Source organism: Curtobacterium sp. MCPF17_001 (assembly GCF_003234615.1).
In the GTDB taxonomy this organism is placed as follows: Bacteria; Actinomycetota; Actinomycetes; order Actinomycetales; family Microbacteriaceae; genus Curtobacterium.
Window position 1 is genome coordinate 21,128 of the sequence record NZ_QKSL01000014.1, and the last position, 24,891, is coordinate 46,018.

A 24,891-nucleotide genomic window follows, 5' to 3' on the forward strand; every position below is an offset into this window, starting at 1 on the left:
CCCCGGTCAGGCGCGACCGAGGGCGGTCAGGCGCGGCCGAGGGCGGCGCCGTCGTCGACCGTCGGGTCGTCGGCGTCGAGGAGCGGCATGGCGGGCGACCGACGCTCGAGCGCCCAGAAGACGACGAGGCCGAGGCCGCAGCCGATGAACCAGCTGTAGCTGCTCAACCACGGGACGACCCCGAGGGCCGGCGGGAGCACAGCGCTGGCGACGGACACCGCACCGGTCGTGACGAGCGTCCAGATGGCGTTCGGGTTGAACCCCTTCCGGTACCAGTACCGGCCGGCCGGGTCCTTGGAGTACATGTCGTCCACGGCGACCCGCTGCTTGCCGACGATGTAGTAGCCCGCGATCAGGATGCCGAAGAGCGGGCCGATCAGCGCCCCGAGGACGCCGAGCGTGTAGAGGATCGCCTGGTCGTTGCCGTACCAGTTCCACGGGGTGAGCAGCACGGACCCGACCGCGGCGATCATGCCGCCCATCCGCCAGCTGATCCGGCGGGGTGCGACGTTGGAGAAGTCGAACGCGGGGCTGATGAAGTTCGCGACGATGTTGATGCCGACCGTCGCGGTCACGAAGGTGAGTCCGCCGAGCAGGATCGCGAACGGGGCGCCGATGGCCTGCACGGTCTCGATCGGGTCGGTGATGAGCTTGCCGAACACCGGGACGGTCGCACTGGCGCACAGCACGGTGAGGATCGAGAAGAACAGGAAGTTGACCGGCAGGCCGAGCATGTTGCCGCGCTTGACGGCCGCGAAGGACCTGCCGTACCGCGAGAAGTCGCCGAAGTTGAGCATCGGGCCGGAGAAGTAGCTGACGACCAGGGCGATCGCGGACAGCATCACCGGGATGCTCGCACCGAAGGACATCGGCGCACCGACCGAGAGCGTCAGTGAGATGTTGCCGATGCCGGCGGTCGCGACGAGGTACACGGCGAGCGCGATCATCACGACGTACACCGCGGGACCCGCCCAGTCGATGAACTTCCGGATCGCGTCCATGCCCATCCAGAACAGGGCGCCCTGGGCGACCCAGAGGACTGCGTAGGAGATCCAGCCGAGCGCGTTCAACCCGAGGAACGACGGCTCCAGGAGGGCGGCTGCGCCGGGGATGAACTTGAGGAACACGATGTTGAGCGACTGGGCGGCCAGGAAGGTCTGCACGCCGTACCAGGCCATCGCGATGAGTCCGCGGATGATCGCGGGGACGTTCGCACCGAGGACCCCGAAGACCGCGCGGTTGATCACCGGGTACGGCACGCCGGTGCGCTGCGACGGCTTCGCGACGAGGTTCGCGAAGACCTGCACGATCAGGATGCCGACGACCAGGGCGACGAGCACCTGCCAGCTGGCGATCCCGAGCGCGAAGAGCGAGCCGGCGGTGACGTACCCGCCGACGGAGTGCACGTCCGACATCCAGAACGCGAAGACGTTGTAGCTGGTCCAGGTCTGCTTCCGCAGCGGCGCGAGGTCCTCGTTCGTGAGGGCCGGGTCGTACCCGGGCTTGATCAGGCCGGCGCCCGCAGGGGCGGTCGGCGTGAGGGGGGCGTGGGGCGCTGCGACGGGTGTCGCGACTTCTGTTGCCATGACGTCCTCCGGAGTGGGAGAGGGTGAGGTCGGCGTCTGCCTGGGCACGAAGCTACGGACCTCGGTCGCGCCGCCCGTTTCCCCTGTGTGACGACCGTGTGACATCACACCCGCCTTGGAACGATCGTTCCGAAATGGCGGGAGGGTTCGGCGCAGGACACCGGTGTTCGTCCGTCGCCGACGGGAGGCGCTCGGCAGGATCACGAGGCAGGTCGCGATCTCCGCCTCCAGGGGGAGGCGGCCGGCTCCGGCGTCCCCGTACGGTGGGCGGCGATGATCGAAGTACAGCACCTCTCCAAGCGCTACGGACCCAAACTCGCGGTCGACGACGTCTCGTTCGTCGTGCACCCCGGCAGCGTCACCGGCTTCCTCGGCCCGAACGGCGCCGGCAAGTCGACCACCATGCGCATGATCATGGGGCTCGACGAGCCGACCTCCGGTACGGCGACGGTGAACGGCCGCCCGTACCAGAGCTACCGCGACCCGCTCCGGCAGGTCGGCGCACTGCTCGAGGCGAAGGCGGTGCACTCCGGTCGGAGCGCGTACAACCACCTCCTCGCGCTCGCCGCGACGCACGGCATCCCGAAGCGGCGGGTGCACGAGGTCATGGACATGACCGGCATCGAGTCCGTCGCCCGCAAGCGGGTCGGCGGCTTCTCGCTCGGCATGGGGCAGCGGCTCGGCATCGCCGCAGCGCTGCTCGGCGACCCGCAGACCCTGATCCTCGACGAGCCCGTGAACGGCCTGGACCCCGACGGGGTCCTCTGGGTCCGACAGCTCGCCCGTCGGATGGCCGGAGAGGGCCGGACCGTGTTCCTCTCCAGCCACCTGATGAGCGAGATGGCCCAGACCGCCGACCGCGTGGTCGTGCTCGGTCGCGGCAAGGTGCTCGCCGACGCCCCGATCGCCGAGTTCGTCGCCGGTGCCGGTGACCACGCGGGCAACGTGAGCCTGGCGCGTGTCGTCGTCCGCACCCCGATGCCGGACCAGTTGTTCACCGCCATCGGCCCGAACGCGACGGTCACCCCGCGCGAGGACGGCTCGTTCCTCGTCGTCGGGCCGGACGCACCGACCGTCGGCGACATCGCCGCCCGAGCCGGCGTCGTCCTGCACGAGCTCACCCCGACCGGCGCGAGCCTGGAAGAGGCCTACATGGCACTCACCCGCGACGACGTCGAGTACCGATCGGAGGGAGCCCGATGAGCGCCCCGCAGAAGACCGACCAGCCGACGACCCAGCAGCACCGCCACCGGGGGGACCTGTCCTCGCGTGACGTGCACCTCGGCTACACCCGACTCGTCCGCAGCGAGTGGATCAAGTTCCGGAGCATCCGGTCGACGTTCTGGTGCTACGCCGTCATCGCCGTCCTGACCCTCGGCCTGGCCGTCCTGCTCGGGTCCGCCTTCGAACCGGGACGGACCGAGCAGAGCACCGTCGGCGCGAACGCCATGATCGTCAGCATCAACACGATCAGCGTCTACCTGACCGCCCTGGTCGTCGGCGTGCTCGGTGTGCTCATCATCACCGGCGAGTACGCCACCGGACAGATCCGGTCGACCTTCACCGCCGACCCCGGTCGGCTCGGCGCCCTGGTCGCGAAGGCGACCGTCCTCGCGGTCACCACCTTCGTCGTCAGCGCGGTGGCGAACTGGATCGGCGTCGGGATCTCGACGGCCCTGCAGGTCGGCAAGGGACTCGAACCCGACCTGGCCGATCCGTCCGTCTGGATGCCGATCCTCGGTGCGTCGGTGGACGTCACCCTGCTGGCACTGCTCGCCTTCGGCATCGGCCTGCTCGTCCGTTCGAGCGCGGGCGGCATCGCGATCACGCTCGGCATCCTGCTGGTCCTGCCCGTGGTCATCAGCCTCGTCGCCGGGCTGGCGAACCTCGACTGGCTGAACGACGTGACCCAGTTCCTGCCCGACGCGGCCGGTGCCCACCTGTACCAGTTCGACTCGGGTGCCCCCGCGCCGAAGGGCATCACGCTCAACGGCTGGAGCGGTGCCGGTGTGCTCCTGGCCGAGGTCGTCGTCGTGAACGCCCTGGCGATGACCGTGGCCAAGCGCCGCGACGTCTGACCCGGACGACACCGGCAGCAGCACCAGCAGCACGGGAGGCCCGTGGCGACTCCGCCACGGGCCTCCCGTGTCCCTGCCCCCGGGCACGATCACACCGGTCCGGCACGGGTCACACCGGTCCGGCAGCGGTCACACCGGTCCGGCACCGTCACACCGGCCCGGTCGGCACCTGTCCCGCCCGGAGCATCGCGCGCTCCAGCAACTCGACGTCGATCCCCACGTGCTGCCGTGCGATGCGCCCGGCGTCCGCCACCCGTCCCGCACAGACTGCGTCGACCAGTTCCTCGTGGTCCCGCAGCGCCCGGGCCTCCATCGCCGCCATCCCGTCGACGGTCCCCCAGAGGTGCGCCGGTGCCGCGATCGAGATCTGCGACTCGAGCGACGCGAGCGTGCTGCGGAGCACCTCGTTCTGCGCTGCGTCGATGATGCTGCGGTGCAGGACCGCGTCGGCCTGCTGCTTGGCGAACCCCGAGGTCGCGGTGCGGAAGGCCTCGAGTCGTTCCCGGAGTCCGGCTGCCTGGTCCGCGGTGATCCGTTCGGCGGCGGCTGCGGCGAGCGCACCGTGCAGGATCGCGATCGCGTCGGCCGTGTCCTGGATCCCCGCCCACCGTGCCAGGAGCGTGCGCCCCACCGAGTCCGAGGCGGCACCGGCCTCCTGGTCGCGGACGAAGGTCCCGCCGCCCCGGCCGCGTCGGGTCTCGAGCAACCCGCGGTCGACGAGCCGGGCGAGCGCGCCGCGGACCGTGACGCGGGCGACCCCGAGCAGGCCGGCGAGTTCGCGTTCGGGTGGCAGCCGGGAGCCGGGGAGGTACTCGCCGACGGCGACCGCGGTCACGAGCCGGTCCTCGACCTCGTCGACCCGGGTCTCCGTCGCGCGATCGGTCACCGGCACCCCTTCCGCCCTCCACCCTGACCCCGGTCGCCCGGGTGTCCTGTTACGGCCACGTTAAACGAGCGGAAAAGGTCTTGCCTGGGACCTTTCGACGGGCCATGCTCACCCCATGTCCCGCATCACCGAGAGCACGATGCCGTTCCAGGACGGCGAGACCTGGTACCGGATCACCGAACCCGACCGCCCCGTCCGGGGTGCGCTGCCCCTCGTCGTGCTGCACGGCGGCCCGGGGATGGCCCACGACTACCTGCGGAACCTCGAGGCCTTCGCCGACGAGACGGGTCGGACGGTGGTGCACCACGACCAGTTCGGTTGCGGCCGGAGCAGCCACCGCCCCGACGCCCCCGCCGACCTCTGGCAGCCGCAGCTCTTCGTCGACGAGTACCTCGCGCTCGTCGCACACCTGGACCTCGGCGAGCACCACCTCCTCGGCCAGTCCTGGGGCGGCATGCTCGGAGCCGAGATCGCCGTCCGACGACCGGGCGGCATCGCGAGCCTGTCGATCTGCAACTCCCCCGCTTCCATGCAGCTGTGGGTCGACGGGGCGGCGGAACTCCGTGCGCAGCTGCCCGACGACGTGCAGGACGCCCTCACCCGGCACGAGGCCGCGGGCACCGTCGAGGACCCGGAGTACCTCGCCGCCACGCAGGTCTTCTACGAGCGCCACGTCTGCCGAGTGGTCCCGATGCCCGCGGACTTCGTGGCCTCCGAGGAGCAGATGGAAGCGGAGCCGACCGTATACCACACGATGAACGGGCCGAACGAGTTCCACGTCATCGGCTCGCTGCGGGACTGGTCCGTCATCGACCGCCTCGACCAGGTGGACGTCCCGACCCTCGTCGTCGCCGGTGAGCACGACGAAGCGACCCCCGCCACCTGGCAGCCGTTCGTGCAGCACATCACGGACGCACGCCAGCACGTCTTCCCCGGCGCCAGCCACTGCACCCACCTGGAGCAGCCGCAGGAGTTCCGTCGCGTCATCGGCGCCTTCCTGGCCGAGCACGACGTCCAGCCCACCGGCTGACCCGCCCGTCCCTGCACCGTCCCTCCTCCCCGAAACGGAACCCGACATGTCGCAGCAGCACAGCGAGCTCTCCGCACAGCAGCAGCTCGAGGCCTACGGCTACAAGCAGGAGCTCAAACGCTCCGTCTCCACCACCGACCTGCTCGTCTACGGGCTCGTCTTCATGGTGCCGATCGCCCCGTGGGCCATCTTCGGCACCGTCTACAACGCGTCGTCCGGCATGGTGCCGCTCGTCTACCTGGTCGGCCTCGTCGCGATGATCTTCACCGCCCTGGCGTACGCCCAGATGGCGAAGTCGATCCCCCTGGCCGGCAGCGTCTTCTCGTACGTCGGCCGCGGAATCCACCCGACGGCGGGCTTCTTCGCCGGCTGGGCGATCCTGCTCGACTACCTGCTCGTCCCGACGCTGCTCTACGTGTTCGCGGCCGAGAGCATGGTCGGCATCTTCCCGGGCACCCCGCGGTGGCTGTGGGCGCTCGTCTTCGTGGCGATCAACACCGTCATCAACCTGGCCGGGGTGTCGTCCCTGAAGCTGGCGAACCGCATCTTCCTGCTCATCGAGCTCGTGTTCGTGGTCGTCTTCGTCGTCATCGCGATCGTCGCCCTGACCGGTGGCACGGTTCCGGGAGCGTCCTTCAGCACCGACCAGGTGTTCGACCCGGCGAAGGTGTCGGCGCCACTGATCGCCTCCGCGCTGTCGATCGCGGTGCTGAGCTTCCTGGGCTTCGACGGCATCTCCACGCTGTCCGAGGAGTCCACCGGCCGCCGCGGCGGTGCCGGTCTCGCGATGATCCTGGCGCTCGTCATCGTCGCGTTCTTGTTCGTCGTGCAGACGTGGCTCGCCAGCGCCCTGGCCGCCGGCCGTGACTCCTTCTCGGACAGCGAGGCAGGCAACGCGTTCTTCACGATCGTCGAGCAGGCGTCGTCGAGCGGGTGGGCGACGGCGTTCTTCGCGGTCAACGTCCTGGCCGTCGGCATCGCGAACGCCATGGCCGCGCAGGCTGCGACGAGCCGCCTGCTGTTCTCGATGAGCCGTGACCGGCAGCTGCCCGCCTTCCTGCACAAGCTCAACGGCCGTCAGGTCCCGCAGAACGCGATCCTCGTCGTCTCGGTGCTGTCCGCGATCCTGGTGCTGTTCTTCGTCGGGCAGATCGACACGATCTCGTCGCTGGTGAACTTCGGTGCCCTGTTCGGCTTCATGCTCCTGCACGTGTCGGTGTTCGTGCACCACATCGTGAAGGGGAAGTCGCGCAACTGGCTGCTGCACCTGGTCGTGCCGCTGATCGGGTTCCTGATCATCGGGTACGTGCTGCTCAACGCGGCCGTGGAGGCGAAGGTCGGCGGCATCGTCTGGCTCATCGTCGGCGCTGGCGTCTTCCTGTACTACCGCTCCACCGGCCGTTCCACCGAGGTCGGTTCCGAGGAGCCGGGCACGCTGGGTGAAGGCGACCCCACCGGCGCGCCCGCCAGCAGCACGACCGCCAGCCCGATCTCGACCGACGAGGACCACCGATGACCGCCGACCACCACCTGCCGAACACGCTCGGCCGTCCCGGGTACTCCGCCGACCGGGAGCCCGTGCTGACGATCGCCCCCGGCACCGGCGAGACGATCGGCTTCGAGACGACCGACGCCGTCTACGCCGAACTCGACGAGCACCACGACATGGCCCAGCTGCAGGCACCGATCAACCCGGTGACGGGTCCGGTGTACGTCGAGGGCGCTGAACCGGGCGACACCCTCGCGGTGACGATCCACGACATCGAGCTGACCACGCACGGCTGGTCGGTCTCGCTGCCGGGGTCCGGAGCGCTGCAGCACGTGATGGGCGACCGGGTGTTCACCCGCCGCTGCCCGATCGAGGACGGCGTCGTACGGGTCTCGGACCGGCACGCCTTCCCGGTCCGGCCGATGATCGGCTGCATCGGCACCGCACCGGCGGAGGGCGAGAACTCCACGATCATGCCCGCGTACGCCGAGGGCGGGAACATGGACGTCACCGAGGCCCGCCCCGGCTCGACGGTGTACCTGCCGGTCCGGGTGCCGGGCGCGCTGCTGTCGATCGGCGACATCCACGCGATCATGGCCGAGGGCGAATCGTCCTTCGTCGCGATCGAGGCGCAGGGCACCGCCGTCGTATCGGTCGACCTGGTCAAGGGCGGCCCCGCGCTCCGCGCGCCACGCATCGAGACCGACGACGAGTGGCTCTTCGTCGGGCTCGGCGAGCCGGTGCAGGAGAGCATCCGCCGCGGGTACGAGGACGCCTTCGCGTTCCTCGTCGACGAGCACGGCTGGACCCCGGACGACGCCTACGCGGTGCTCAGCGCCGTGGGCGACTCGAAGCTCGGCGGTCCGACAGGGTCCGGCGCTCCGGACCCGCTGCACCCGTTCGACGCGGTCGGCGCCGTCACGCTGCACCGGGTGCCGAAGGCGGTGCTGACCGCCGGGGACTGACCCGGCGCCGTGCCGGACGGGAGGCCCGGATCACGTGACCGACGTCGGTCACGTGGTCCGGGCCTCCCGTCCGTCGGCGCGCTCTCGCACCCATGTCCCACCCCACCGCCGCGCGTGACGTGATGTCGCAACTCGCCGCGCGCAGATCGTCCGGGCGCCGAGATGCTGGCATCTCGACCCGCGAGATGCCAGCGTCTCGGCGTCTGGGTGGTGACCGCCGCGCGCGCTGCACCCGCGTCAGGACACGTGTGCCCCGAGCAGGGTCCCGGCGCCGTAGGTGGCAGCGAGTGCGAGTGCTCCCCCGAGCACGACGCGGACGGTCGCCCGACCGCGGGGTGCACCACCGAGGGTCGCGCCGGTGGTGCCGGTGACGGCGAGCGCGATGAGGACGGCGACGACGGTGACGAGGATCTGGCTCGACGCCGGCGCGAGCAGCATCGCGAGGAACGGCAGGGCGGCACCGACGGTGAAGGTCGCGGCGGAGACCCAGGCGGCGCGCCAGGGGCTGACGACCTCGTCCTCGGCGTCGCGGAGGGCGGCGGCGGCGCGGCGGTCCCGGACCTCGGGCCGCACGAGTTCGGCGGCGACGGTCTCGGCGACGTCCGGGGAGACCCCGAGCCCGCGGTAGTGCGCGGCGATGGTGGCCTGGTCCTCGGACTCGGCCTCGAGCTGTGCCTGGTGTGCGGCCTGCCCGGTGCGCTGGGCGTCACGGGCGCCGCTGACGGACACGTACTCGCCGAGCGCCATCGACACGGCGCCACCGACGAGGGCAGCCGTGCCCGCGGCCAGGACCGGTCCGGCGGCCGCGCCGGTCCCGGCGACACCGACGAGGACGGCGGCGACGGACACGATGCCGTCGTTGGCGCCGAGGACCCCGGCGCGCAACCAGTTCAGGCGGGCGGCGCTCGTGGCGTCGTCGTGCCCGGTGGCGGGGAGCGCGAGGTCAGCAGCGGTCGACATGAGGAAAGGAAAGCACTTGTCAGCTGATCGCACCAGCAAGGGAAGGCTGCCCTGACCGGGCATTTCGTGGTGAGGCAAGCCTTCCCTCAGCGCGGCCTGCGCATGAGGAGCACGATGGATGACGCCACGACCGAGTCTCACCGAGGAGGACCATGTCCGCCGTGTCCGCCCCCACCGATCCCGTCCGCTACGTCGCCATCGGGGACAGCTTCTCCGAGGGTGTCGGCGACGACGGGGACGTCCCGTTCCCCGGTTGGGCGGGGCGCCTGGCGGTCGGCCTGGCGGACCACCTGTCCGGGCCGGTCTCGTACGCCAACCTGGCGATCCGCGGTCGTCTGCTCGCGGGGGTCCTCGACGGGCAGCTGGACGCCGCCCTCGCCCTCGACCCGGCACCGACGCTCATCACCTTCTGCGGCGGCGGCAACGACATGCTCCGCCCCGGCTACGACGTCGACGCGCTGCTCGGACGCCTGGCCGAGGCCGCGGACGTCGTCGCCGCCCGCGGGATCCGGCTCGCACTGCTCAGCCCCGCCGACCCGAGTGCACGGCTACCCCTCGGACGGCTCATCAACGCCCGCGGTGACGCCTGGGCCGAGGCGCTGACCGGGTTCAGTCGCGAGCGCGGGCTGCCGTTCGTCGACGTCTCACGCGACGCGCACCTCGGCCGCGCCGAGTTCTGGTCCGAGGACCGCCTGCACATGAACCCGCTCGGACACCAGCGGGTCGCCGACCTGGCACTGCACGCGATCGCCGACGGTCCGGAGGCCGCGGTCCCGCGCGTGCCGGACCGGACGAAGACGTCGGTGGGCGAGGAGCTCCGGTACTACCGCGACCACGTCGTCCCGTGGGTCCGGCGTCGAGTGACGGGTCGGTCCTCCGGGGACGGTCGGGTCGCCGGGCAGGGCGACTGGGCGCCGGTCGTGCCGTCCCGGCCGGGAGGCGCGGGTCAGACCACGTAGGTCCGCGTCGGTCGGCCGCTCAGCGCGTGCGGGAACGGCTCGCCCACCGGCCGGAACCCCGCACTGCGGTAGAGGCGGAGGGCGGGGGCGTTGTCCTCGAGCGCGTGCAGCATGCAGTGCTCGTGTCCGGCGGCGCGGGCTTCCTGCACCGCGGCGACGAGGAGCGCGCGGCCGAGACCGCCGCCCTGCGCCGACGGATCGACAGCGAGCAGGCTCAGGTACGCGGCGTCCGACGGGCTCGCTCCCCCACCGCTGCCCGGTGTCGTGACGAGGGCGAAACCACGGACCGCGCCGTCTGCCCCCGGCGCGACCACGAAGGCGACGCGTCCGGCGGCGAACTTCTCCGCCGCTCGTGCCCGGACTGCCGGGTCCTCGGGGCGACCGTCACGTGCGGCGACCGCCGCGGCCCAGAGGTCGATGCAGGCAGCATCGAACTCCCGAGACCCCGGCTCGGCGACCCGCACGGCTGCCGTCGACTCCATCACCCGCCCACCCTACGACCGGGCCCCTGCGTGGCCTCGCCGGTCGGCGGGGCGCCGGCCGGACCTCCGCTGGTCAGTCCGTCATGCCGACGCGGGCTCCCGCACCCGGAACGACGCTCCGCGGTGCTCCTCCGGCAGCCGGTCCCCGCGCCCGGACAGCTTGTTCCGCAGCGACCCCTCGCGGTACCCCTCGGGGTAGGCACCGCGGGCCCGGAGCTCCGGGATGACGAACTCGATGACGTCCTCCCACGTGCCCGGCGTCACCGCGTACGCCAGGTTGAACCCGTCGACGTCGGTCTGCTCCTGGATGTCGACGAGCCGCTGCGCGATCGTCGCCCCGCTGCCGACCTCGACCGGGCCCAGGCCGCCGATCGCCGTCTGCCGCGCGATGTCGCGGACCGTCCAGGTGGTGCCGTCCTCACCCGTAGCGGCGGACAGGTTCGCGGCGGCCGACTGGATGGCGTTGGACTCGATGTTGCCGAGCGGTTCGTCCAGGTCGTACTGCGACAGGTCGACACCCATCCAGCCGGAGTTGAGCACGAGCGCGCCCTCCTCGGACGCGTACGACAGGTAGTCGCGGTACTTCGCCTGCGCGAGCTCGTCGGTCTCGTCGGTGATCACGGTGAGCAGCGTGTAGACCTTGGCGGCGTACCGGTCGCGACCAGCAGCCTCCAGGGCGTCCCGGATCTTGCCGACGGTCACCGCGAGCTGCGGCAGGGTGGGCGCCCCGACGAAGACGGCCTCGGCGTTCTCGGCCGCGAAGCGGATGCCGCGCGGTGACGCACCGGCCTGGTAGATGACGGGTGAGCGCTGCACGGAGGGCTCCGACAGGTGGATGCCCGGCACGTCGAAGTGCTTGCCGTGGTGTTCGATCGGGTGCACCTTCGCCGGGTCGGTGAAGACGCCGGTCTCGCGGTCCTCGATGACGGCGTCGTCCTCCCACGAGCCCTCCCACAGCTTGTAGAGGACCTCGAGGTACTCGTCGGCGACGTCGTACCGGTCGTCGTGGCTGAGCTGGTCGGTCTGCCCCATGTTGCGGGCGGCGCTCGGCAGGTACCCGGTGACGACGTTCCAGCCGACGCGGCCCTTCGTCAGGTGGTCGAGTGTCGAGATGCGTCGGGCGAACGGGTAGGGGTGCTCGTAGGCGGTGCCGGCGGTGATCCCGAATCCGAGGTGCTCGGTGACGGCGGCCATCGCCGACACGAGCAGGATCGGGTCGTTCACCGGTACCTGCGACCCGGTGCGGAGCGCCGCTTCGTTCGTGCCGCCGTACACGTCGTACGTGCCCAGGACGTCGGCGATGAAGATGCCGTCGAACGCACCGCGCTCGAGCGTCTTCGCCAGGTCGGTCCAGTAGGACAGGTCGTTGTAGTGCCGGGAACGGTCGCGCGGGTGGCGCCACAGTCCGGAGGACTGGTGGGCGACGCAGTTCATGTCGAACGCGTTGAAGCGGATCTGCCGGGGCTCGCGGTTCGTGGTCACGACGCGACCGTACGACGGGCACCGGGGGTGCGTCACGGACCGTGACGCCCCGTGACGCCGGCGTCCGCCGCCCCGCGCTCGGTGCGCTGCGCGCTGGGCCGACGACCGCGTCAGGCCTTGTCGTGCAGCGTCACGTGGTAGCCGTCCGGGTCGGCGAAGGTGAACGTCCGACCGAACGGCCCGTCGATCGGCGCGGCGACGATGCGGTGGCCGTCGGCCTGCAGCGCGTCGTGCATCGCCTGGACCTCGGTGCCGTGCAGCCAGAGCGCGACGCCGACGCCGGGCTGGTCCGCCGCGGCGAGGTCGGTTCCGGGGACGATGTCCCGCAGCGCGAAGGCGACCGGTGTCGTGGTGAAGACCACGGCGTGCGGGGGGCCAGCGGGCGAGCGGACCAGGCCGAGGTACCGCTCGTAGAACGCCTGCGAGGCGTCGAGGTCGCGGACCTGCAGGGAGACGAAGTCGGGGCCGGTGACGGGCATGAGGGTGCTCCTTCTGTTGATGTCAGGCTTCTGACATGGACGAGCGTATGTCAGACTACTGACATGAGTCAAGACGGACACGGCGTCGACCTGCCGACCTCGATCGGGTACCTCCTCAAGGAGACCGCGAGCGCGCTCCGTGCGTCGATGGAGGCCGTCCTCAGGCCGCTCGGCATGACCGTGACGCACTACGCCTGCCTGGAACTGCTCGCCCAGCGGCCGGGCTCGTCGAACTCCGAACTGGCCCGCGGCACGTTCGTGACCCGGCAGTCGATGAACGTCCTCCTGCGGACACTGGAGCGGGACGGCGTCGTCACGAGGCCCACGGAGGCCCGTGCCGGCAGGGTCATGCCGGCACGACTGACCGATCGTGGGCGGCGGGACCTGGCCGCGGCGACCGCTGCCGTCCGCTCCGTCGAGGACCGGATGCTCGGCGACCTCGACGAGGACGACCGTGCAGCCGCCAGGCGACTCCTGCGGAGCATGGTCCGGTCGCTCCGCAGCGATGGAGCCGACCGGCAGCCCGACCCGGCCGACGCGGCCGACTGACCGGCGTCGTCAGTCGGGCGCGTCAGGTCTGGTCGAGGAACGCGCGCACCACCCCGGCGGCGTCCGGGTGGTCCTGCGGCCGGTGGCCGTGGCCGACGAGTGTCACGTGGCGGGCACCGACGATCCGGGAGGCGATGGCCTCGTACTCGTCGTTCCACCCGCCAGTGACCACCAGCGTGGGCACGCCGATGCAGCCCGGAGTGTCCAACGTCCACGGTCCGGGCAACCGACGCTGCCGCTCGGCAGCGAGCAAGTCGCCCGCTCGCGTCGGCGACGCGATCGTGCGTCGGGAGACGGCCGCGGTGAAGGCGACGGCGAACTCCGCAGGCGGCAGTTTCGCCGCGCGGTCGAGCACCGGTTGCACGCGGCGGACGTGGTCCTCGACGGCCGGGTTCCCCCGCGCCAGGGCGTAGGCGCCGGGTTCGAACAGCACGAGCGCCCGGACCACGTCCGGCCGACGGACCGCGGCACGCATGGCGACCGGGGCGCCGAAGGAATGCGCCGCGATGGCAGCTCCGGTGCCGCACGCTTCGAGTAGGCGATGCTCCCACCGGTCCTGGTCGAACCAGACCGGCTCTGTGGAGTCGTAGCCGGGCATCACGGCGAACCGCGCACCCGGAAGGCCCCCGACGGCCGACCAGGCACGGTCCGTGCTCCGGTTCGAGGCGTGGAGGAACACGATCCCTGCGCCCGTCACCTCACCCGCCATGGGCTGCATGGTAGCGGTGCGGATGCCGTGATCGAGGAACACGGCGACGGGAGGCACGGTACCCGCTGGCACCGTGCCTCCCGTCCGGTGGGCTGGCGTCGCCGCTTCCGCGATCCGCGGCGCGGGACCGCGCCTCAGCGCGCGACTCAGCGCGCCGCGACCGCCTGCTGCGCCGCCGTCTCGGCGGCGACCCAGGCGAGCATCCCGCACTTGACGCGCATGACGAACTTCGAGACCCCGTGGAACGCGACGAGGTCCTCGAGCACGTCCTCGTCCGGCTCGCCGGCGCCGCGAGAGCGCATCATCGTGCGGAACTCCTCGGTCAGCGCCAACAGTTCCGGAACGGTCCGCCCGACGGCCATGTCGGTCAGCACGGATGCGGATGCCATCGAGATCGAGCAGCCGTCCCCCTGCCAGGCGACCTCCGCGATGCGGTCGGTGCCGGGCTCCAGACGCAGCCGCACGGTGATCTCGTCCCCGCACGTCGGGTTCCGTTCGAAGTGCTCGGCGTCGGCGTGCTCGAGCGGGCCGTCGCCGTGCCGCGCCTTGGCGTGGTCCAGGATGACCTGCTGGTACAGGCTGTCGAGGCTGCTCACGAGGCGTCCTCGGCGTCGGCACCGAAGTACCCGCGGATCTCGCTGACGGCGGTGACGAAGCGGTCGACGTCCTGCTCGGTCGTGTACACGTACGTGCTCGCCCGGCTCGTGGCGGTCAGGCCGAGCCGGCGGTGCAGCGGCTGGGCGCAGTGGTGGCCCGAGCGGACGGCGATGCCCTGCGCGTCGAGGTACTGCGACACGTCGTGCGCGTGCACCCCGTCGACGACGAACGAGGCCAGGCCGCTGCGCGCGACCCCGGCGGGCGGCCCGACGACGGTGATGCCCGGCACCGCGGTGAGCCCGGTGATCATCCGCTGCGCCAGGTGCTCCTCGTGCGCCTGCACCCGCTGCATGCCGATCCGTTCCAGGTACCGGACGGCCTCGGCGAGCGCCACGGCCTGGGACACCGGCTGGGTGCCGGCCTCGAAACGCTCGGGAGCCGGCATGAAGTCGGTGTGCTCCATCGTCACGGTGGTGATCATCGACCCGCCGGTGCGGAACGGCGGCAGTGCGTCGAGCAGCACCTGGTGCCCCCAGAGGACGCCGATGCCGTTCGGCCCGAGCATCTTGTGCCCGGAGAACGCGGCGAAGTCGACGTCCAACGCCCGGACGTCGAGCGGTCGGTGCGGAGCGGACTGGCAGGCGTCGAGCACGACGAGGGCGCCGACCGCGTGGGCTGCGGCGACGACCGCGTCAACCGGGGCGATCATGCCCGTCACGTTCGAGACGTGGGCGATGGCGACGACACGGGTGCGCTCGGTGATGTGCGCGACGGCGTCCTCGGCGCTCCAGCAGCCGGCGTCGTCGACGGGCACCCAGCGGAGCGTCGCGCCGGTCGCCAGGGCGAGCTCCTGCCACGGCACGAGGTTGGCGTGGTGCTCGGCCTCGGTTACCAGGATCTCGTCACCCGCGCCGATCCGGAACCGGTCGGCCTCGGGGCCACCGCGGCCCGCACTGGCGTTCCGGATGCCGTACGCGACGAGGTTGAGGGCGTCGGTGGCGTTCGCCGTCCAGACCACCTCGGACGGGGTCGTCGCACCGATGAAGTGGGCGACGGTGGCGCGGGCGTCCTCGTAGGCGTCCGTGCTCAGCGCCGCGAGGGTGTGCGCGCCGCGGTGCACGGCGGCGTTGTCGTGCTCCAGGAAGCGTCGTTCGGCGTCGAGGACCTGCACGGGCCGCTCGGCGGTCGCCCCGGAGTCCAGGTAGGCCAGCGGCTGCCCGTTCACCGCCTGTTGCAGGATCGGGAAGTCGGCCCGGATGCGGGCGACCTCGTCCTCGGTGAGCGGTTCGACGGAGTCGTCCGTCGGCGCTGGTGCAACGATCGTCACGGTGCTGGCCCTCCTGTGCGTCTCGCGGGAGACAACCCGTCAATCGTGGTCGTTCTTCCCGGTGCAGTCCAGTCGGGCCAGCGCCGCGCCGGGCTACTCGTTGCCGACGCGCTTGTCCGCCTCGTCGCGGGCCTTGTCGATCTTGTCGTCGTACTTGCCGCCGGTCGCCTTCTTCACGGCGTCAGCGACGCCGTCGAACACCTTGTCGCTGACGCCCTCGGCCTTCTCGCTCTTGAGCGCGTCCTGGACCTTGCCGTCCCGCAGGAAGGACTGGGCCTTCTTCGTGATGTCGTCGAATCCCGCCATGACCGGCTCCTCACTTCGCCGCGGTGCCTGGTGCTCCGCGTCCTGGCGCCGATGCTAACCACGGCACGACCCGTCGGTCCGGCTCGTCCACCGGATGCCCAGCAGCGTCCCCGCGAGGGCCGACGGCCGGGTCGTCAGGCCATCTGGGCGCTGCGGCGGCGGGCCAGCACGTACCCGACGGCGACCGACCCGCTGACGGCCAGGAGGGACGGGATGAGGATGTCGGTCCCCTGCTGCGTGAACTCGACGACGAGCACGAGGGCCGTGAACGGTGCGCGCATCGTCGTCGCCAGGAACGCGGCCGCCCCGATGAACGCGAACGAGGCGACGCTGCCGCCGTCCACCGGCCAGAGCAGCAGCCAGGCGGCGCCGAGGAACCCGCCGAGTGCCGACCCGATCGCGATCGACGGCGTCAGGGTGCCACCGACCGCGCCGGCGCCGATCGTCGCGGCCGTGGTGACGGTCTTCAGCAGACCGAGCACCAGCAGCGCCAGGAGTGGTGCCATGCCGAGCAGGGTCGGGCCGTCGAGGTCGGCGTTCATGGCCGCGATGCCGAGGGCCCGGCCGTTGCCCATCACCTCGGGGAACGGCACCGCGACCAGGCCGACGAGTGCGAAGACGACCGGCAGCACCACGAGGAGCTTCCACCCGGTCGGGGCGATGCCCTGCAGCCGGTTCGTGGTCTTGACGAACCCGACCCCGGCGAACCCGAGCAGCGGTCCGACGACGACCGCCCAGACGAGCAGCGAGGGCGAGAGGTGCATCGCGGGCACGTGGTAGAGCACCTCGTCCGGGATCACCAGCCGCGCGACGAACGCCGCCACCGCACTCGTCACGAACGCGGGCAGCGCGGTGGCGAGGGTGAGCTCGCCGAGCAGGACCTCCACCGCGAACAGCGCCCCACCGAGCGGGACGTCGTACACCGCCGCCAGGCCGGCCGCCGCTCCGCAGGCCACGAGCACCTTGGTCTCTCGCCGGCTCAGACCGGCCCGGACCGTGAGCAGCTGGGCGGCCCAGGCGCCGATCTCCCGCGGTGCGACCTCTTTGCCGATCGAGGCGCCGAGCCCCACCGCCAGGATCTGCACGCCCGCGTTGCCGAGCGTCACGAGCGACGGCATCCGTCTGCCGGCGACCGCCGCGGGCACACCGACGACGGGTCGTCCCCAGCGTCGGATCGCCCACCACGCGATCGCGGTCAGGACCCCGGCGGCCAGGACCGCCAGGAACCGGTTCAGGCCCGACGGTGCATCGGCGGCCTCGTGGTGGCCGGCGAAGGGGTACCCGAACGCGACGAACTGGATGAGCTGGAGCGCGAGCCACACGGCGATCCCCGCGGCCCCGCCGGCGACCCCGACGAGTCCGGTGACCACGGCGAGCTTCAGCACCCAGGCCGGGCTGGCGTGACCGTTGTGTGGCATGTCGGCAAGCGTAGTGGGAGCGCTCCGCCGGGACGGCCGGGAGGCTCGGCTCGCCCCGCGGTCCGGTCCCGACCCGCGGATGGTGATTCGGGCCTCCCGGTCCGCCGGCGGCGCCCTGCGGACTGACGCGCTGTCGCGGTCAGAACCAGCGTTTGACCTTGAACACCGCGTACAGGACCGCCGCGAACAGGACCATCGCGAGGATCGACAGCGGGTAGCCCCACGTCCACGACAACTCGGGCATGTGGGTGAAGTTCATGCCGTAGATCGCCGCGATGAGCGTCGGAGCGAACAGGATCGCCGCCCAGCCGGAGATGCGCTTGGTGTCGTCGTTCTGCTTCTGCGCGGCCAGGGTCGAGTCGACGGTCAGCGCGTTCTGCAGCAGCTGCCGGAAGGTGTCCAAGCGCTCGACGACCCGGATGACGTGGTCCAGCACGTCACGGAACCGGCGCTGCAGCTCGACCGGCAGGTGGTACTTCTCGGCGCCGCGGTGCAGGTCCTCGATCATCCGGATGAGCGGGCGCGCTGCCCGCTGGAAGTCGACGACCTCGCCGAACAGCTCGTAGACGCGGCGGGACACCCCGGCGCTGCCCGAGAACAGCTGGCCTTCGATCTGGTTGATGTCCTCCTCGAGACCGTCGATGACCGGGCGGTAGTCGTCGACGATCGAGTCCATCAGCGCCCAGAGCTGCGCCTGTGACCCGGCGGTGACCAGGCCCGGCTTGCCGCTCATCCGCTGCAGGGCGCGCGGCACGGTCCTCGGCCCGCGCGGGTCTGCCTTCACGACGGCCAGGAAGAAGTCCTCACCGACGAAGGCGTGCACCTCGCCGAACTCGACCTCTTCCTCGGCGTCCCGGTACACCGCGGGCTTGAGCACCGCGAAGAGGGTCGAACCGTACCGCTCGAGCTTCGGCCGCTGGTGCCCCTCGGCGGAGTCCTCGACGGCCAGCTCGTGCAGCCCGAGGGCCACCGCGACGTCCCCGAGCTCGACGGCGTCGGGCCGGTCGAGCACGATGCACGCCGAGGCGCCGTGTTCCTCGATCATCCGGAAGCTGTCGTCGAGCGTGCCGCTCGCCGTCGGGGCGATGCGGTCCACGTACACGGTGTTCAACTCGACGCTCACGGCACCACCGTACGCACCCTGGGCAACGGGTGGGCGAACGGCAGCGGGACGGCGTAGCGTCCGGATCCTCAGCATGCTGACGAAAGGACGACCATGCGGTGGATGCGGAAGATCGTGATCGCGGTGAGCGCTGTCGTCGCCGTGGTGGGCTCGTTCATCGGGTCCGGTGCGGCCGGGGGCACCCCGATCGCGGAGGCGGCGGACGGGGCACTCTCGGCTTCCGCCACCGCGATCGCACCGGGAGGACCGGCGTTCGGGATCTGGAGCGTCGTCTACGTGGGACTCATCGCCTTCGCCGTGTGGCAGTTCCTCGCCCGCACCGCCGACCGCGCCCGCCACGACCGGCTCGCCGTCCCCGCGACACTGTCCCTGCTGCTCAACGCGGCATGGATCCTGTCCGTGCAGTTCGGGTACCTGTGGCTCAGCGAACCGATCATCGTCGCGCTCCTCGGCGTGCTCGCCTGGGCCTTCGTGGTGTTGCGGCGCACGACGCCGTCCGGCCGGGTCGAGGCGATCGTCACCGACGGCACGTTCGGGCTCTACCTCGGCTGGGTGTGCGTGGCGACGGCGGCGAACACGGCCGCGGTCCTGTCGGCAGCGGGCTTCCGCGGTCTCGGCCTCGGTCAGGACGTCTGGGGTGTCGTCGTCGCGGCGGTCGCTGGGCTCGTCGGCGTCCTCGTGGCCGTCACCGGACGTGGGCGCATCTCGCCGACGCTCGCGCTCGGCTGGGGGCTCGCGTGGGTCGCGGTCGCCCGACTGGACGGGCCCCTGGTCTCGGTGCCGACCGCGGTCACGGCCGTCGGCGCCACCGTGGTGGTCGTCGTCGTGACGCTCGTCGCGCGTGCCCGCGCCGGCTGGGCTGCGCGCCCGGCCGCGCTGCGCACCGCGTAGCCCCCGGCGCGGCCCGGCCCGGCGGCCCGGCCCGGCCTGGCCCGGCCTGGCCCGGTCCGGCGGCCCGGCCCGGCCTGGCCCGGCGCGGCGCGGCCCGGCGCGGCGCGGCCCGGCCCGGCGCGGCCCGGCCCGGCGCGGCGCGGCCCGGCGCAGCCCGGCCCGGCGTAGACGCGAAAGCGACAGATCGGCGCGAGAGATCGGCGCCGATCTGTCGCTTTCGCGTCCCTGACCGGCAGGGCCGACTGGAGGCGCGGCCCACCCCGCCCCGCTGGCGGGCTCCGGTGGGCTCAGCGTGCGGCGGCCACCAGCCCGTGCGCAGCGGCGACGGCTTCGTTCGTCACCCGGCCCGCGTGCACGTTGAGCCCGAGCGCGAGGGCGGGGTCGGACTCGAGCGCGCGCTCCCACCCCTGGTCCGCGATCGCCACCGCGTAGGGCAGCGTCGCGTTCGTCAGCGAGATCGTGCTGGTGCGGGGCACCGCGCCCGGCATGTTCGCCACGCAGTAGTAGACGGCGTCGTGCACCGCGAACGTCGGGTCGTCGTGGGTGGTCGGCCGCGAGCCCTCGAAGCAGCCGCCCTGGTCGATGGCGATGTCGACCAGGACCGACCCAGGTCGCATGTCGGCGACCATCGCGTCGGTCACGAGCTTCGGCGCTGAGGCCCCCGGGATCAGCACCGACCCGATGACCAGGTCGGCGTCCGCCACGGCCGCGGCGATCGCGAGCGGGCTCGATCGGAGGGTCGTCACCCGTCCGTCGAAGCGCGCGTCGAGGGCACGGAGGCGCGGCAGGCTGATGTCGAAGACCGTCACCTCGGCGCCCATCCCGAGGGCGATCGTCGCGGCGTGCTCACCGGCGACGCCGCCGCCGATCACCACGACACGGCCCTTCGGTGTCCCCGGGACGCCGCCGAGGAGCAGGCCACGTCCGCCGTTCGCGCGCATCAGGTGGTGCGCACCGACCTGCGCGGCGAGCCGGCCGGCGATCTCGGACATCGGCGAGAGCAGCGGCAGGGAGCGGTCTGGCAGCTGCACGGTCTCGTAGGCGATCGCGGTCGCGCCGGACTCGACGAGCGCCGTGGTCAACGGGCGGTCGGCTGCCAGGTGCAGGTAGGTGAAGAGCACCTGGCCCTCGCGGATCAGCGGGTACTCGGCGGCGACGGGCTCCTTGACCTTCAGGATCATCTCCGCCTGGTCCCAGACCCGACGGGTGTCGGGCACCACGGTGGCGCCGGCGCCGCTGTACTCGTCGTCACCGAAGGCGGATCCCGTCCCTGCTCCGGCCTGCACGAGCACCTCGTGTCCGTGCATCGTCAGCTCGGCGACCCCGGCGGGGGTGACGGCGACGCGGAACTCGTTGTTCTTGATCTCGGTGGGGATGCCGATGCGCATGACGGACTCCTTCGTGGGCAGTTGCTCGGTCCCACCATTCAGCCGCGTGTTCGTCGCGGATGCGGTCAGGCCGAACGATCGCCCGTATCGGAGGAGTTCGGTGTCATGGTGTTCGGCGGGGCAGCACTCCGGAGCGCTCCCACCGAATGCTGCTCAGCGACGCAGTCGCGAGCGCAGCGCGTCGCTCGGTAGTTCGCCGAAGCGGGACCGGAACGCCGCCGAGAACCGGCCGAGGTGCCCGAAGCCCCATCCACGGGCGATGTCGGCCACCGAGGTCTCGTCCCGCTCGGCTCGCCGCAGGTCGTCGCGCGCACCGTCGAGTCGCACGGACCGGAGCAGTTCACCCGGGGTCTGGTCGAGGTGACGGCGGAGCGACTGCTGCAGACCGCGCGGACTGAGACCGGCGGCCGCGGCGATCTCGGGCGTCCCGATCGGCTCGCGGGCGTGGGCGTGCACGTAGTCGAGAGCACGACGGAGGCGCTGGTGCTCCGGCCCGGTGCCGGAGACCGCGGCGCGCCAGCTGCTGCGACGCGGGAACGCGCGGACGGCGGCGGTCGCGAAGGCCTCCGCGATGTCCCGGCGGGCGATGGCGGACAGCTCGGTGTCGACCTGCAGCCACGTCGAGGAGTGCCGGCGGACGGTCTCCTGCCAGACGCGCAGGCCGTCCTGGTCCGGGCGCTCGAGCGGTTCGAACGCGAAGGTCTCGTCGCCGACCAGGTCGGTCAGGAACTTCCGGTCCAGGTGCACCAGGTTCAGGCCGATGTCACGGTGGTGCAGGTCGTAGGTCTCCGACGGCAGGACCATCGGCACCCCCTGCACCAGGTCGACGGAGCGTCCGTTGAACGTGATGGTGCTGCTGCCGCTGCGGAGCCACGCGACGATGACGTCGTCGGACTGGCTCTGGCTGCGCAGGTCGACGCCGAACCGGGAGGTCCGGAGCGACATCCGCTCGTCGGTGACACCGGCGAAGTCCCACAGCGTGTCCGGACGGGTACGGCGGATCACCGGCGCCTTCAGGTCGTAGTCGGACGTGAAGAACGCCATCGCCTGGTCGATGTCGGTCCCCGCCAGCCGGCGGTAGGAACGCGTGTCCTGCCGCGGGACCGCTCGTGGCCGCTCGGCGCCACCGGATCGGCGGGCGACGGACGGACCGGCTTCGGGAGAGAGCACCATGCTCCGACCGTAGATCAGGCCACCGACATCCTGACCGGCCCACCCACCCCAGAAGCGGGGTCAGGGCCCGCGGACGCGGCCGTCCCCGCCGACCCGGACACCCGTCAGTTCTGCAGGATCGCCTGCCCCACGCTCTCGTCGAGGATGAGGTCCGTGACGAGCCCCGCCGCCAGCGCTCCGCGCAACGACGCGGCCTTGCCGCGCCCGGCGACCACGCAGATCCGCCGCGGTGCGCGCTTGATCGTGTCGAGGTCGGGGGCACCGGCCCGGGCGTTCACCCCGATGTCCTTCCACGACCCGTCCGCCCGGTAGAACACCGTGGAGACGTCGCCCACGACCTGCGCGGTGACGAGCTCGTCCTGGTCGGCCGGGTCCAGGTACCCGCCGGAGTACACGTGCGACGGCACCGGTGCCTGCGGGGCGCCGACACCGAACACGACGACGTCCATCCGTTCGTGCAGGTCGAGCACGCGGCGGATCGAGCGTTCCCGGAAGAGCGCGGCCTTGGTGGCGGGGTCGTCGAAGAACGCGGGCACCGGGAACTGCTGCACGAGGGCGCCGTACGCCTCACCGAACCGGCGGAGGATCTCCGAGGCGTAGACGATGCCGGTCGTGCGGGTGTTCGCCGCACCGTTCACCTGCACGATCGTGGAGCCGTGGGTCGTCTTCGGCACGAGGTACCGGCTGACGGCGCTGACGGTCGAGCCCCACGAGATGCCGATCACCATGTTCGACTCGATGTACTGCGTGAGGATCCGCGCGGCGGACAGCGCGACCCGTTCCAGCCGGTCCACGTCGCTCGTGTGGTCCGGCACCGGGACGACGTGCGCGTGCACCCCGAAGCGCGCGCGGATGCTGCGGCTGAGCGCGGCGGCCTGGTCGAGTGGCGAGCGGATCTGGATGTCGACCAGTCCGGTGTCCCGCGCGTACTTCAGCAGTCGGGACACCGACGAGCGGGACGTGCCGAGCTCGTCGGCGATGGCGTCCATCGTCAGGTCCTGCAGGTAGTAGAGGTGCGCGGCCCGCAGGGCCTGCTGGGTGCGCACGGGCTGGGCGGCATCGCTCATGGGACCGAGCATGCACGGACGTGCACGACCTCTGCAACCCCGTCCGTGCCTCCAGTCCGCGCTGACGCGGCACCGAGAGGAGGCGCGACAACCGTTCTGCACGTCCGTGCACGGAGGTTGCCCAAGCGTTCCGACGAGCGCACGATCGATGGAGTACCAACGGAATCGACCCCAGAAAGCGATGCGAACGACCATGTCGAAGAAGACGCAGCCCAGGAACACGGTCACCGCCCTCACCGGACGCCCGAACGCACAGGTCCTCATCGTCGGGGGCGGGATCAACGGCATCGCCACCTTCCGCGACCTCGCCCTGCAGGGTGTCGACGTCGCCATCGTCGAGCGCAGCGACTACGGCTCCGGCGCCTCCGCAGCATCGAGCCACATGATCCACGGCGGCATCCGCTACCTGGAGAACGGCGAGTTCCGCCTGGTGCGCGAGAGCGTGCAGGAGCGCAACGGCCTGATCCGCATCGCCCCGCACTACGTCAAACCGCTGCAGACGACCATGCCGGTCTTCTCCACCTTCTCCGGCATCATGAACGCCCCGCTGCGCATGCTCACGCACAAGCAGCGCTCCACCAAGGAGCGCGGCGCGATGCTGATCAAGATCGGCATGACGATCTACGACTCCTTCTCGCGTGACGGCGGCTCCGTCCCGAAGCACGTCTTCCGCACCAAGAAGGCCGCCCTCGAGGACATGCCCGCGCTGAACCGCGACCTGAAGTACACCGGCACCTACTACGACGCCTCCGTGCACGAGCCGGAGCGCCTGGCGCTCGACGTCCTCAAGGACGGTCTGGCCGCCGGTACCGGTACCGGTGCCGACGCGACCGCCCGTGCGACGAACTACGTCGAGGCGGTCGGCGCCCGCGACGGCGGCGTCCTGCTCCGCGACCGCGAGACCGGCGAGGAGTTCGTGTTCACCGCGGACGTCGTCGTGAACGCGTCCGGCCCCTGGACCGACCTGACCAACGAGGCGTTCGGCGGCGGCACGAAGTACATGGGCGGCACGAAGGGCTCCCACATCGTCGTCGACAACCCCGAGCTGCTCGAGGCGACGAAGGGCCGCGAACTGTTCTTCGAGAACAACGACGGCCGCATCGTCCTCATCTACCCGCTCAAGGGCCGGGTCCTCATCGGCACGACCGACATCGACGCCGACCCGTCGCAGCCGGTCGTCACGACCGACGAGGAGATCGACTACTTCTTCGGGCTCGTGAAGCACGTGTTCCCGCAGATCGAGGTCACGCGGGACCACATCGTCTACAGCTACTCGGGCATCCGGCCGCTCCCCCGTCACGAGGACACCGCCCCCGGCTTCGTGTCCCGCGACTACCGGATCGTCGACACCGCGATCGCCGGACTGCCGGACACCACCGTGCTGTCGCTCGTGGGCGGCAAGTGGACGACCTTCCGTGCCCTCGCCGCACACCTGTCGACCGACGTCACGACGAAGCTCGGCATCACCCGCAAGGTCGACACGACCGGCATGCCGATCGGCGGTGGCAAGGACTTCCCCACCACCGACGGGCAGCGAGCCCTGTGGATCAAGTCGCACCGCGACGGCCTCGCATCCGAGACCGTCGACCGTCTGCTCGACCGCTACGGCACCCGTGCCGCCGAGGTCGTCGACGCGCTGGTCACCGGTCCGGTCGAGCCGCTCGAGTCCGACGCAACGCTCACCCGCGCCGAGGTCCGGTACTTCGCCGAGCGCGAGCAGGCCGTGCACCTGGTCGACGTGGTGCTGCGCCGCACGAACCTCGCGTTCGTTGGTGGCGTCACGATCGACCTGCTCGACGAGCTCGCCGACGTCATGGCCGAGACGCTCGGCTGGACGGCGGAGGACCGTGCCGACGAGGTCCAGCGCACCCTGGACGTGCTGCGCGAGTCGCACCGCGTCATCGTGCCGCTGACGTCGGCGTCGCAGCTCGCCTGACCCCTCCGCAA

Annotated in this window: 24 protein-coding genes; 9 read left to right on the forward strand and 15 right to left on the reverse strand. The window is 71.5% G+C overall.

Annotated elements, in window-relative coordinates; translation table 11 throughout:
- Window positions 1-26: 26 nt before the first annotated feature.
- Window positions 27-1,586 carry an NCS1 family nucleobase:cation symporter-1 gene (locus DEJ24_RS12920; protein ID WP_111078968.1) on the reverse strand — a complete coding sequence of 520 codons (1,560 nt, stop codon included), beginning with the start codon at window positions 1,584-1,586 and terminating at the stop codon, window positions 27-29.
- 273 nt (window positions 1,587-1,859) lie between these two features.
- Here DEJ24_RS12920 and DEJ24_RS12925 point away from each other — a divergent pair, with 273 nt between their 5' ends.
- Window positions 1,860-2,789: an ABC transporter ATP-binding protein gene (locus tag DEJ24_RS12925; protein WP_111078969.1), complete on the forward strand. Its 930-nt coding sequence runs from the start codon at window positions 1,860-1,862 to the stop codon at window positions 2,787-2,789.
- Window positions 2,786-3,664 (forward strand): ABC transporter permease subunit, encoded by an 879-nt coding sequence (locus DEJ24_RS12930; protein WP_111078970.1) that lies wholly within the window; start codon window positions 2,786-2,788, stop codon window positions 3,662-3,664. Before DEJ24_RS12925 ends, DEJ24_RS12930 begins: the two co-directional genes overlap by 4 nt.
- Window positions 3,665-3,812: 148 nt before the next feature.
- On the opposite strand, the gene DEJ24_RS12935 is transcribed toward DEJ24_RS12930, so the two are convergent.
- The gene (locus DEJ24_RS12935; RefSeq protein ID WP_111079030.1) at window positions 3,813-4,550 is read right to left on the reverse strand and encodes a FadR/GntR family transcriptional regulator; all 738 of its coding nucleotides are present in this window, start codon (window positions 4,548-4,550) and stop codon (window positions 3,813-3,815) included.
- A gap of 115 nt (window positions 4,551-4,665) precedes the next feature.
- On the opposite strand from DEJ24_RS12935, the gene DEJ24_RS12940 reads away from it, so the two are divergent.
- The 3 genes from DEJ24_RS12940 to DEJ24_RS12950 are packed head-to-tail and all read left to right on the forward strand — an operon-like array spanning window position 4,666 to window position 8,034.
- Window positions 4,666-5,580 carry a proline iminopeptidase-family hydrolase gene (locus tag DEJ24_RS12940; RefSeq protein ID WP_111078971.1) on the forward strand — a complete coding sequence of 305 codons (915 nt, stop codon included), beginning with the start codon at window positions 4,666-4,668 and terminating at the stop codon, window positions 5,578-5,580.
- Between the two features lie 46 nt (window positions 5,581-5,626).
- Entirely contained in the window at window positions 5,627-7,096 is a 1,470-nt protein-coding gene (locus tag DEJ24_RS12945) for an APC family permease (protein WP_258368665.1), read from the forward strand.
- Entirely contained in the window at window positions 7,093-8,034 is a 942-nt protein-coding gene (locus DEJ24_RS12950; RefSeq protein WP_111078972.1) for an acetamidase/formamidase family protein, read from the forward strand. Before DEJ24_RS12945 ends, DEJ24_RS12950 begins: the two co-directional genes overlap by 4 nt.
- A 237-nt stretch (window positions 8,035-8,271) precedes the next feature.
- On the opposite strand, the gene DEJ24_RS12955 is transcribed toward DEJ24_RS12950, so the two are convergent.
- Window positions 8,272-8,994 (reverse strand): VIT1/CCC1 transporter family protein, encoded by a 723-nt coding sequence (locus DEJ24_RS12955; protein WP_111078973.1) that lies wholly within the window; start codon window positions 8,992-8,994, stop codon window positions 8,272-8,274.
- 152 nt (window positions 8,995-9,146) lie between these two features.
- Between DEJ24_RS12955 and DEJ24_RS12960 the strand changes: the two genes are divergently transcribed.
- Entirely contained in the window at window positions 9,147-9,953 is an 807-nt protein-coding gene (locus DEJ24_RS12960) for an SGNH/GDSL hydrolase family protein (protein WP_111078974.1), read from the forward strand.
- Here the strand turns inward: DEJ24_RS12960 and DEJ24_RS12965 are convergent.
- The 3 genes from DEJ24_RS12965 to DEJ24_RS12975 form a co-directional block, all read right to left on the reverse strand.
- Window positions 9,941-10,435, reverse strand: a complete 495-nt coding sequence (locus tag DEJ24_RS12965; RefSeq protein ID WP_111078975.1) for an N-acetyltransferase — start codon at window positions 10,433-10,435, stop codon at window positions 9,941-9,943. The genes DEJ24_RS12960 and DEJ24_RS12965 overlap by 13 nt on opposite strands.
- A gap of 81 nt (window positions 10,436-10,516) precedes the next feature.
- Window positions 10,517-11,917 (reverse strand): LLM class flavin-dependent oxidoreductase, encoded by a 1,401-nt coding sequence (locus DEJ24_RS12970; protein ID WP_258366530.1) that lies wholly within the window; start codon window positions 11,915-11,917, stop codon window positions 10,517-10,519.
- Window positions 11,918-12,027: 110 nt separating this feature from the next.
- Window positions 12,028-12,396 carry a VOC family protein gene (locus tag DEJ24_RS12975; RefSeq protein ID WP_111045247.1) on the reverse strand — a complete coding sequence of 123 codons (369 nt, stop codon included), beginning with the start codon at window positions 12,394-12,396 and terminating at the stop codon, window positions 12,028-12,030.
- A gap of 63 nt (window positions 12,397-12,459) precedes the next feature.
- On the opposite strand from DEJ24_RS12975, the gene DEJ24_RS12980 reads away from it, so the two are divergent.
- Window positions 12,460-12,945, forward strand: a complete 486-nt coding sequence (locus DEJ24_RS12980) for a MarR family winged helix-turn-helix transcriptional regulator (protein WP_111078976.1) — start codon at window positions 12,460-12,462, stop codon at window positions 12,943-12,945.
- Between the two features lie 22 nt (window positions 12,946-12,967).
- On the opposite strand, the gene DEJ24_RS12985 is transcribed toward DEJ24_RS12980, so the two are convergent.
- The 6 genes from DEJ24_RS12985 to DEJ24_RS13010 form a co-directional block, all read right to left on the reverse strand.
- Window positions 12,968-13,654, reverse strand: coding sequence for an alpha/beta fold hydrolase (locus DEJ24_RS12985; RefSeq protein WP_111078977.1), 687 nt, complete (start codon window positions 13,652-13,654; stop codon window positions 12,968-12,970).
- A gap of 146 nt (window positions 13,655-13,800) precedes the next feature.
- Window positions 13,801-14,250 carry a Fe-S cluster assembly sulfur transfer protein SufU gene (gene sufU / locus DEJ24_RS12990; protein WP_111078978.1) on the reverse strand — a complete coding sequence of 150 codons (450 nt, stop codon included), beginning with the start codon at window positions 14,248-14,250 and terminating at the stop codon, window positions 13,801-13,803.
- Window positions 14,247-15,578 (reverse strand): SufS family cysteine desulfurase, encoded by a 1,332-nt coding sequence (locus tag DEJ24_RS12995; RefSeq protein ID WP_111078979.1) that lies wholly within the window; start codon window positions 15,576-15,578, stop codon window positions 14,247-14,249. Before DEJ24_RS12995 ends, sufU begins: the two co-directional genes overlap by 4 nt.
- Window positions 15,579-15,671: 93 nt before the next feature.
- The gene (locus tag DEJ24_RS13000) at window positions 15,672-15,884 is read right to left on the reverse strand and encodes an antitoxin (RefSeq protein WP_110902524.1); all 213 of its coding nucleotides are present in this window, start codon (window positions 15,882-15,884) and stop codon (window positions 15,672-15,674) included.
- A gap of 134 nt (window positions 15,885-16,018) precedes the next feature.
- Window positions 16,019-17,302, reverse strand: coding sequence for a chloride channel protein (locus DEJ24_RS13005; RefSeq protein ID WP_111078980.1), 1,284 nt, complete (start codon window positions 17,300-17,302; stop codon window positions 16,019-16,021).
- A gap of 139 nt (window positions 17,303-17,441) precedes the next feature.
- On the reverse strand, window positions 17,442-18,425 hold the full coding sequence (locus DEJ24_RS13010) for a magnesium and cobalt transport protein CorA (protein ID WP_258374816.1): 984 nt from the start codon (window positions 18,423-18,425) through the stop codon (window positions 17,442-17,444).
- Window positions 18,426-18,527: 102 nt separating this feature from the next.
- Here DEJ24_RS13010 and DEJ24_RS13015 point away from each other — a divergent pair, with 102 nt between their 5' ends.
- A complete protein-coding gene (locus DEJ24_RS13015; RefSeq protein ID WP_111079031.1) occupies window positions 18,528-19,316 on the forward strand; it encodes a tryptophan-rich sensory protein in 789 nt (262 codons plus the stop codon).
- 287 nt (window positions 19,317-19,603) lie between these two features.
- Here the strand turns inward: DEJ24_RS13015 and ald are convergent, their stop codons facing one another.
- The 3 genes from ald to DEJ24_RS13030 all read right to left on the reverse strand — a co-directional run bounded on the left by ald (window position 19,604) and on the right by DEJ24_RS13030 (window position 22,944).
- Window positions 19,604-20,704, reverse strand: a complete 1,101-nt coding sequence (ald, locus tag DEJ24_RS13020; RefSeq protein ID WP_111078982.1) for an alanine dehydrogenase — start codon at window positions 20,702-20,704, stop codon at window positions 19,604-19,606.
- 153 nt (window positions 20,705-20,857) lie between these two features.
- A complete protein-coding gene (locus DEJ24_RS17325) occupies window positions 20,858-21,877 on the reverse strand; it encodes a helix-turn-helix domain-containing protein (protein WP_111078983.1) in 1,020 nt (339 codons plus the stop codon).
- Between the two features lie 104 nt (window positions 21,878-21,981).
- Window positions 21,982-22,944 carry a sugar-binding transcriptional regulator gene (locus tag DEJ24_RS13030; protein WP_111079032.1) on the reverse strand — a complete coding sequence of 321 codons (963 nt, stop codon included), beginning with the start codon at window positions 22,942-22,944 and terminating at the stop codon, window positions 21,982-21,984.
- 193 nt (window positions 22,945-23,137) lie between these two features.
- On the opposite strand from DEJ24_RS13030, the gene DEJ24_RS13035 reads away from it, so the two are divergent.
- Window positions 23,138-24,880, forward strand: a complete 1,743-nt coding sequence (locus DEJ24_RS13035) for a glycerol-3-phosphate dehydrogenase/oxidase (protein ID WP_181436612.1) — start codon at window positions 23,138-23,140, stop codon at window positions 24,878-24,880.
- Window positions 24,881-24,891: the final 11 nt, after the last annotated feature.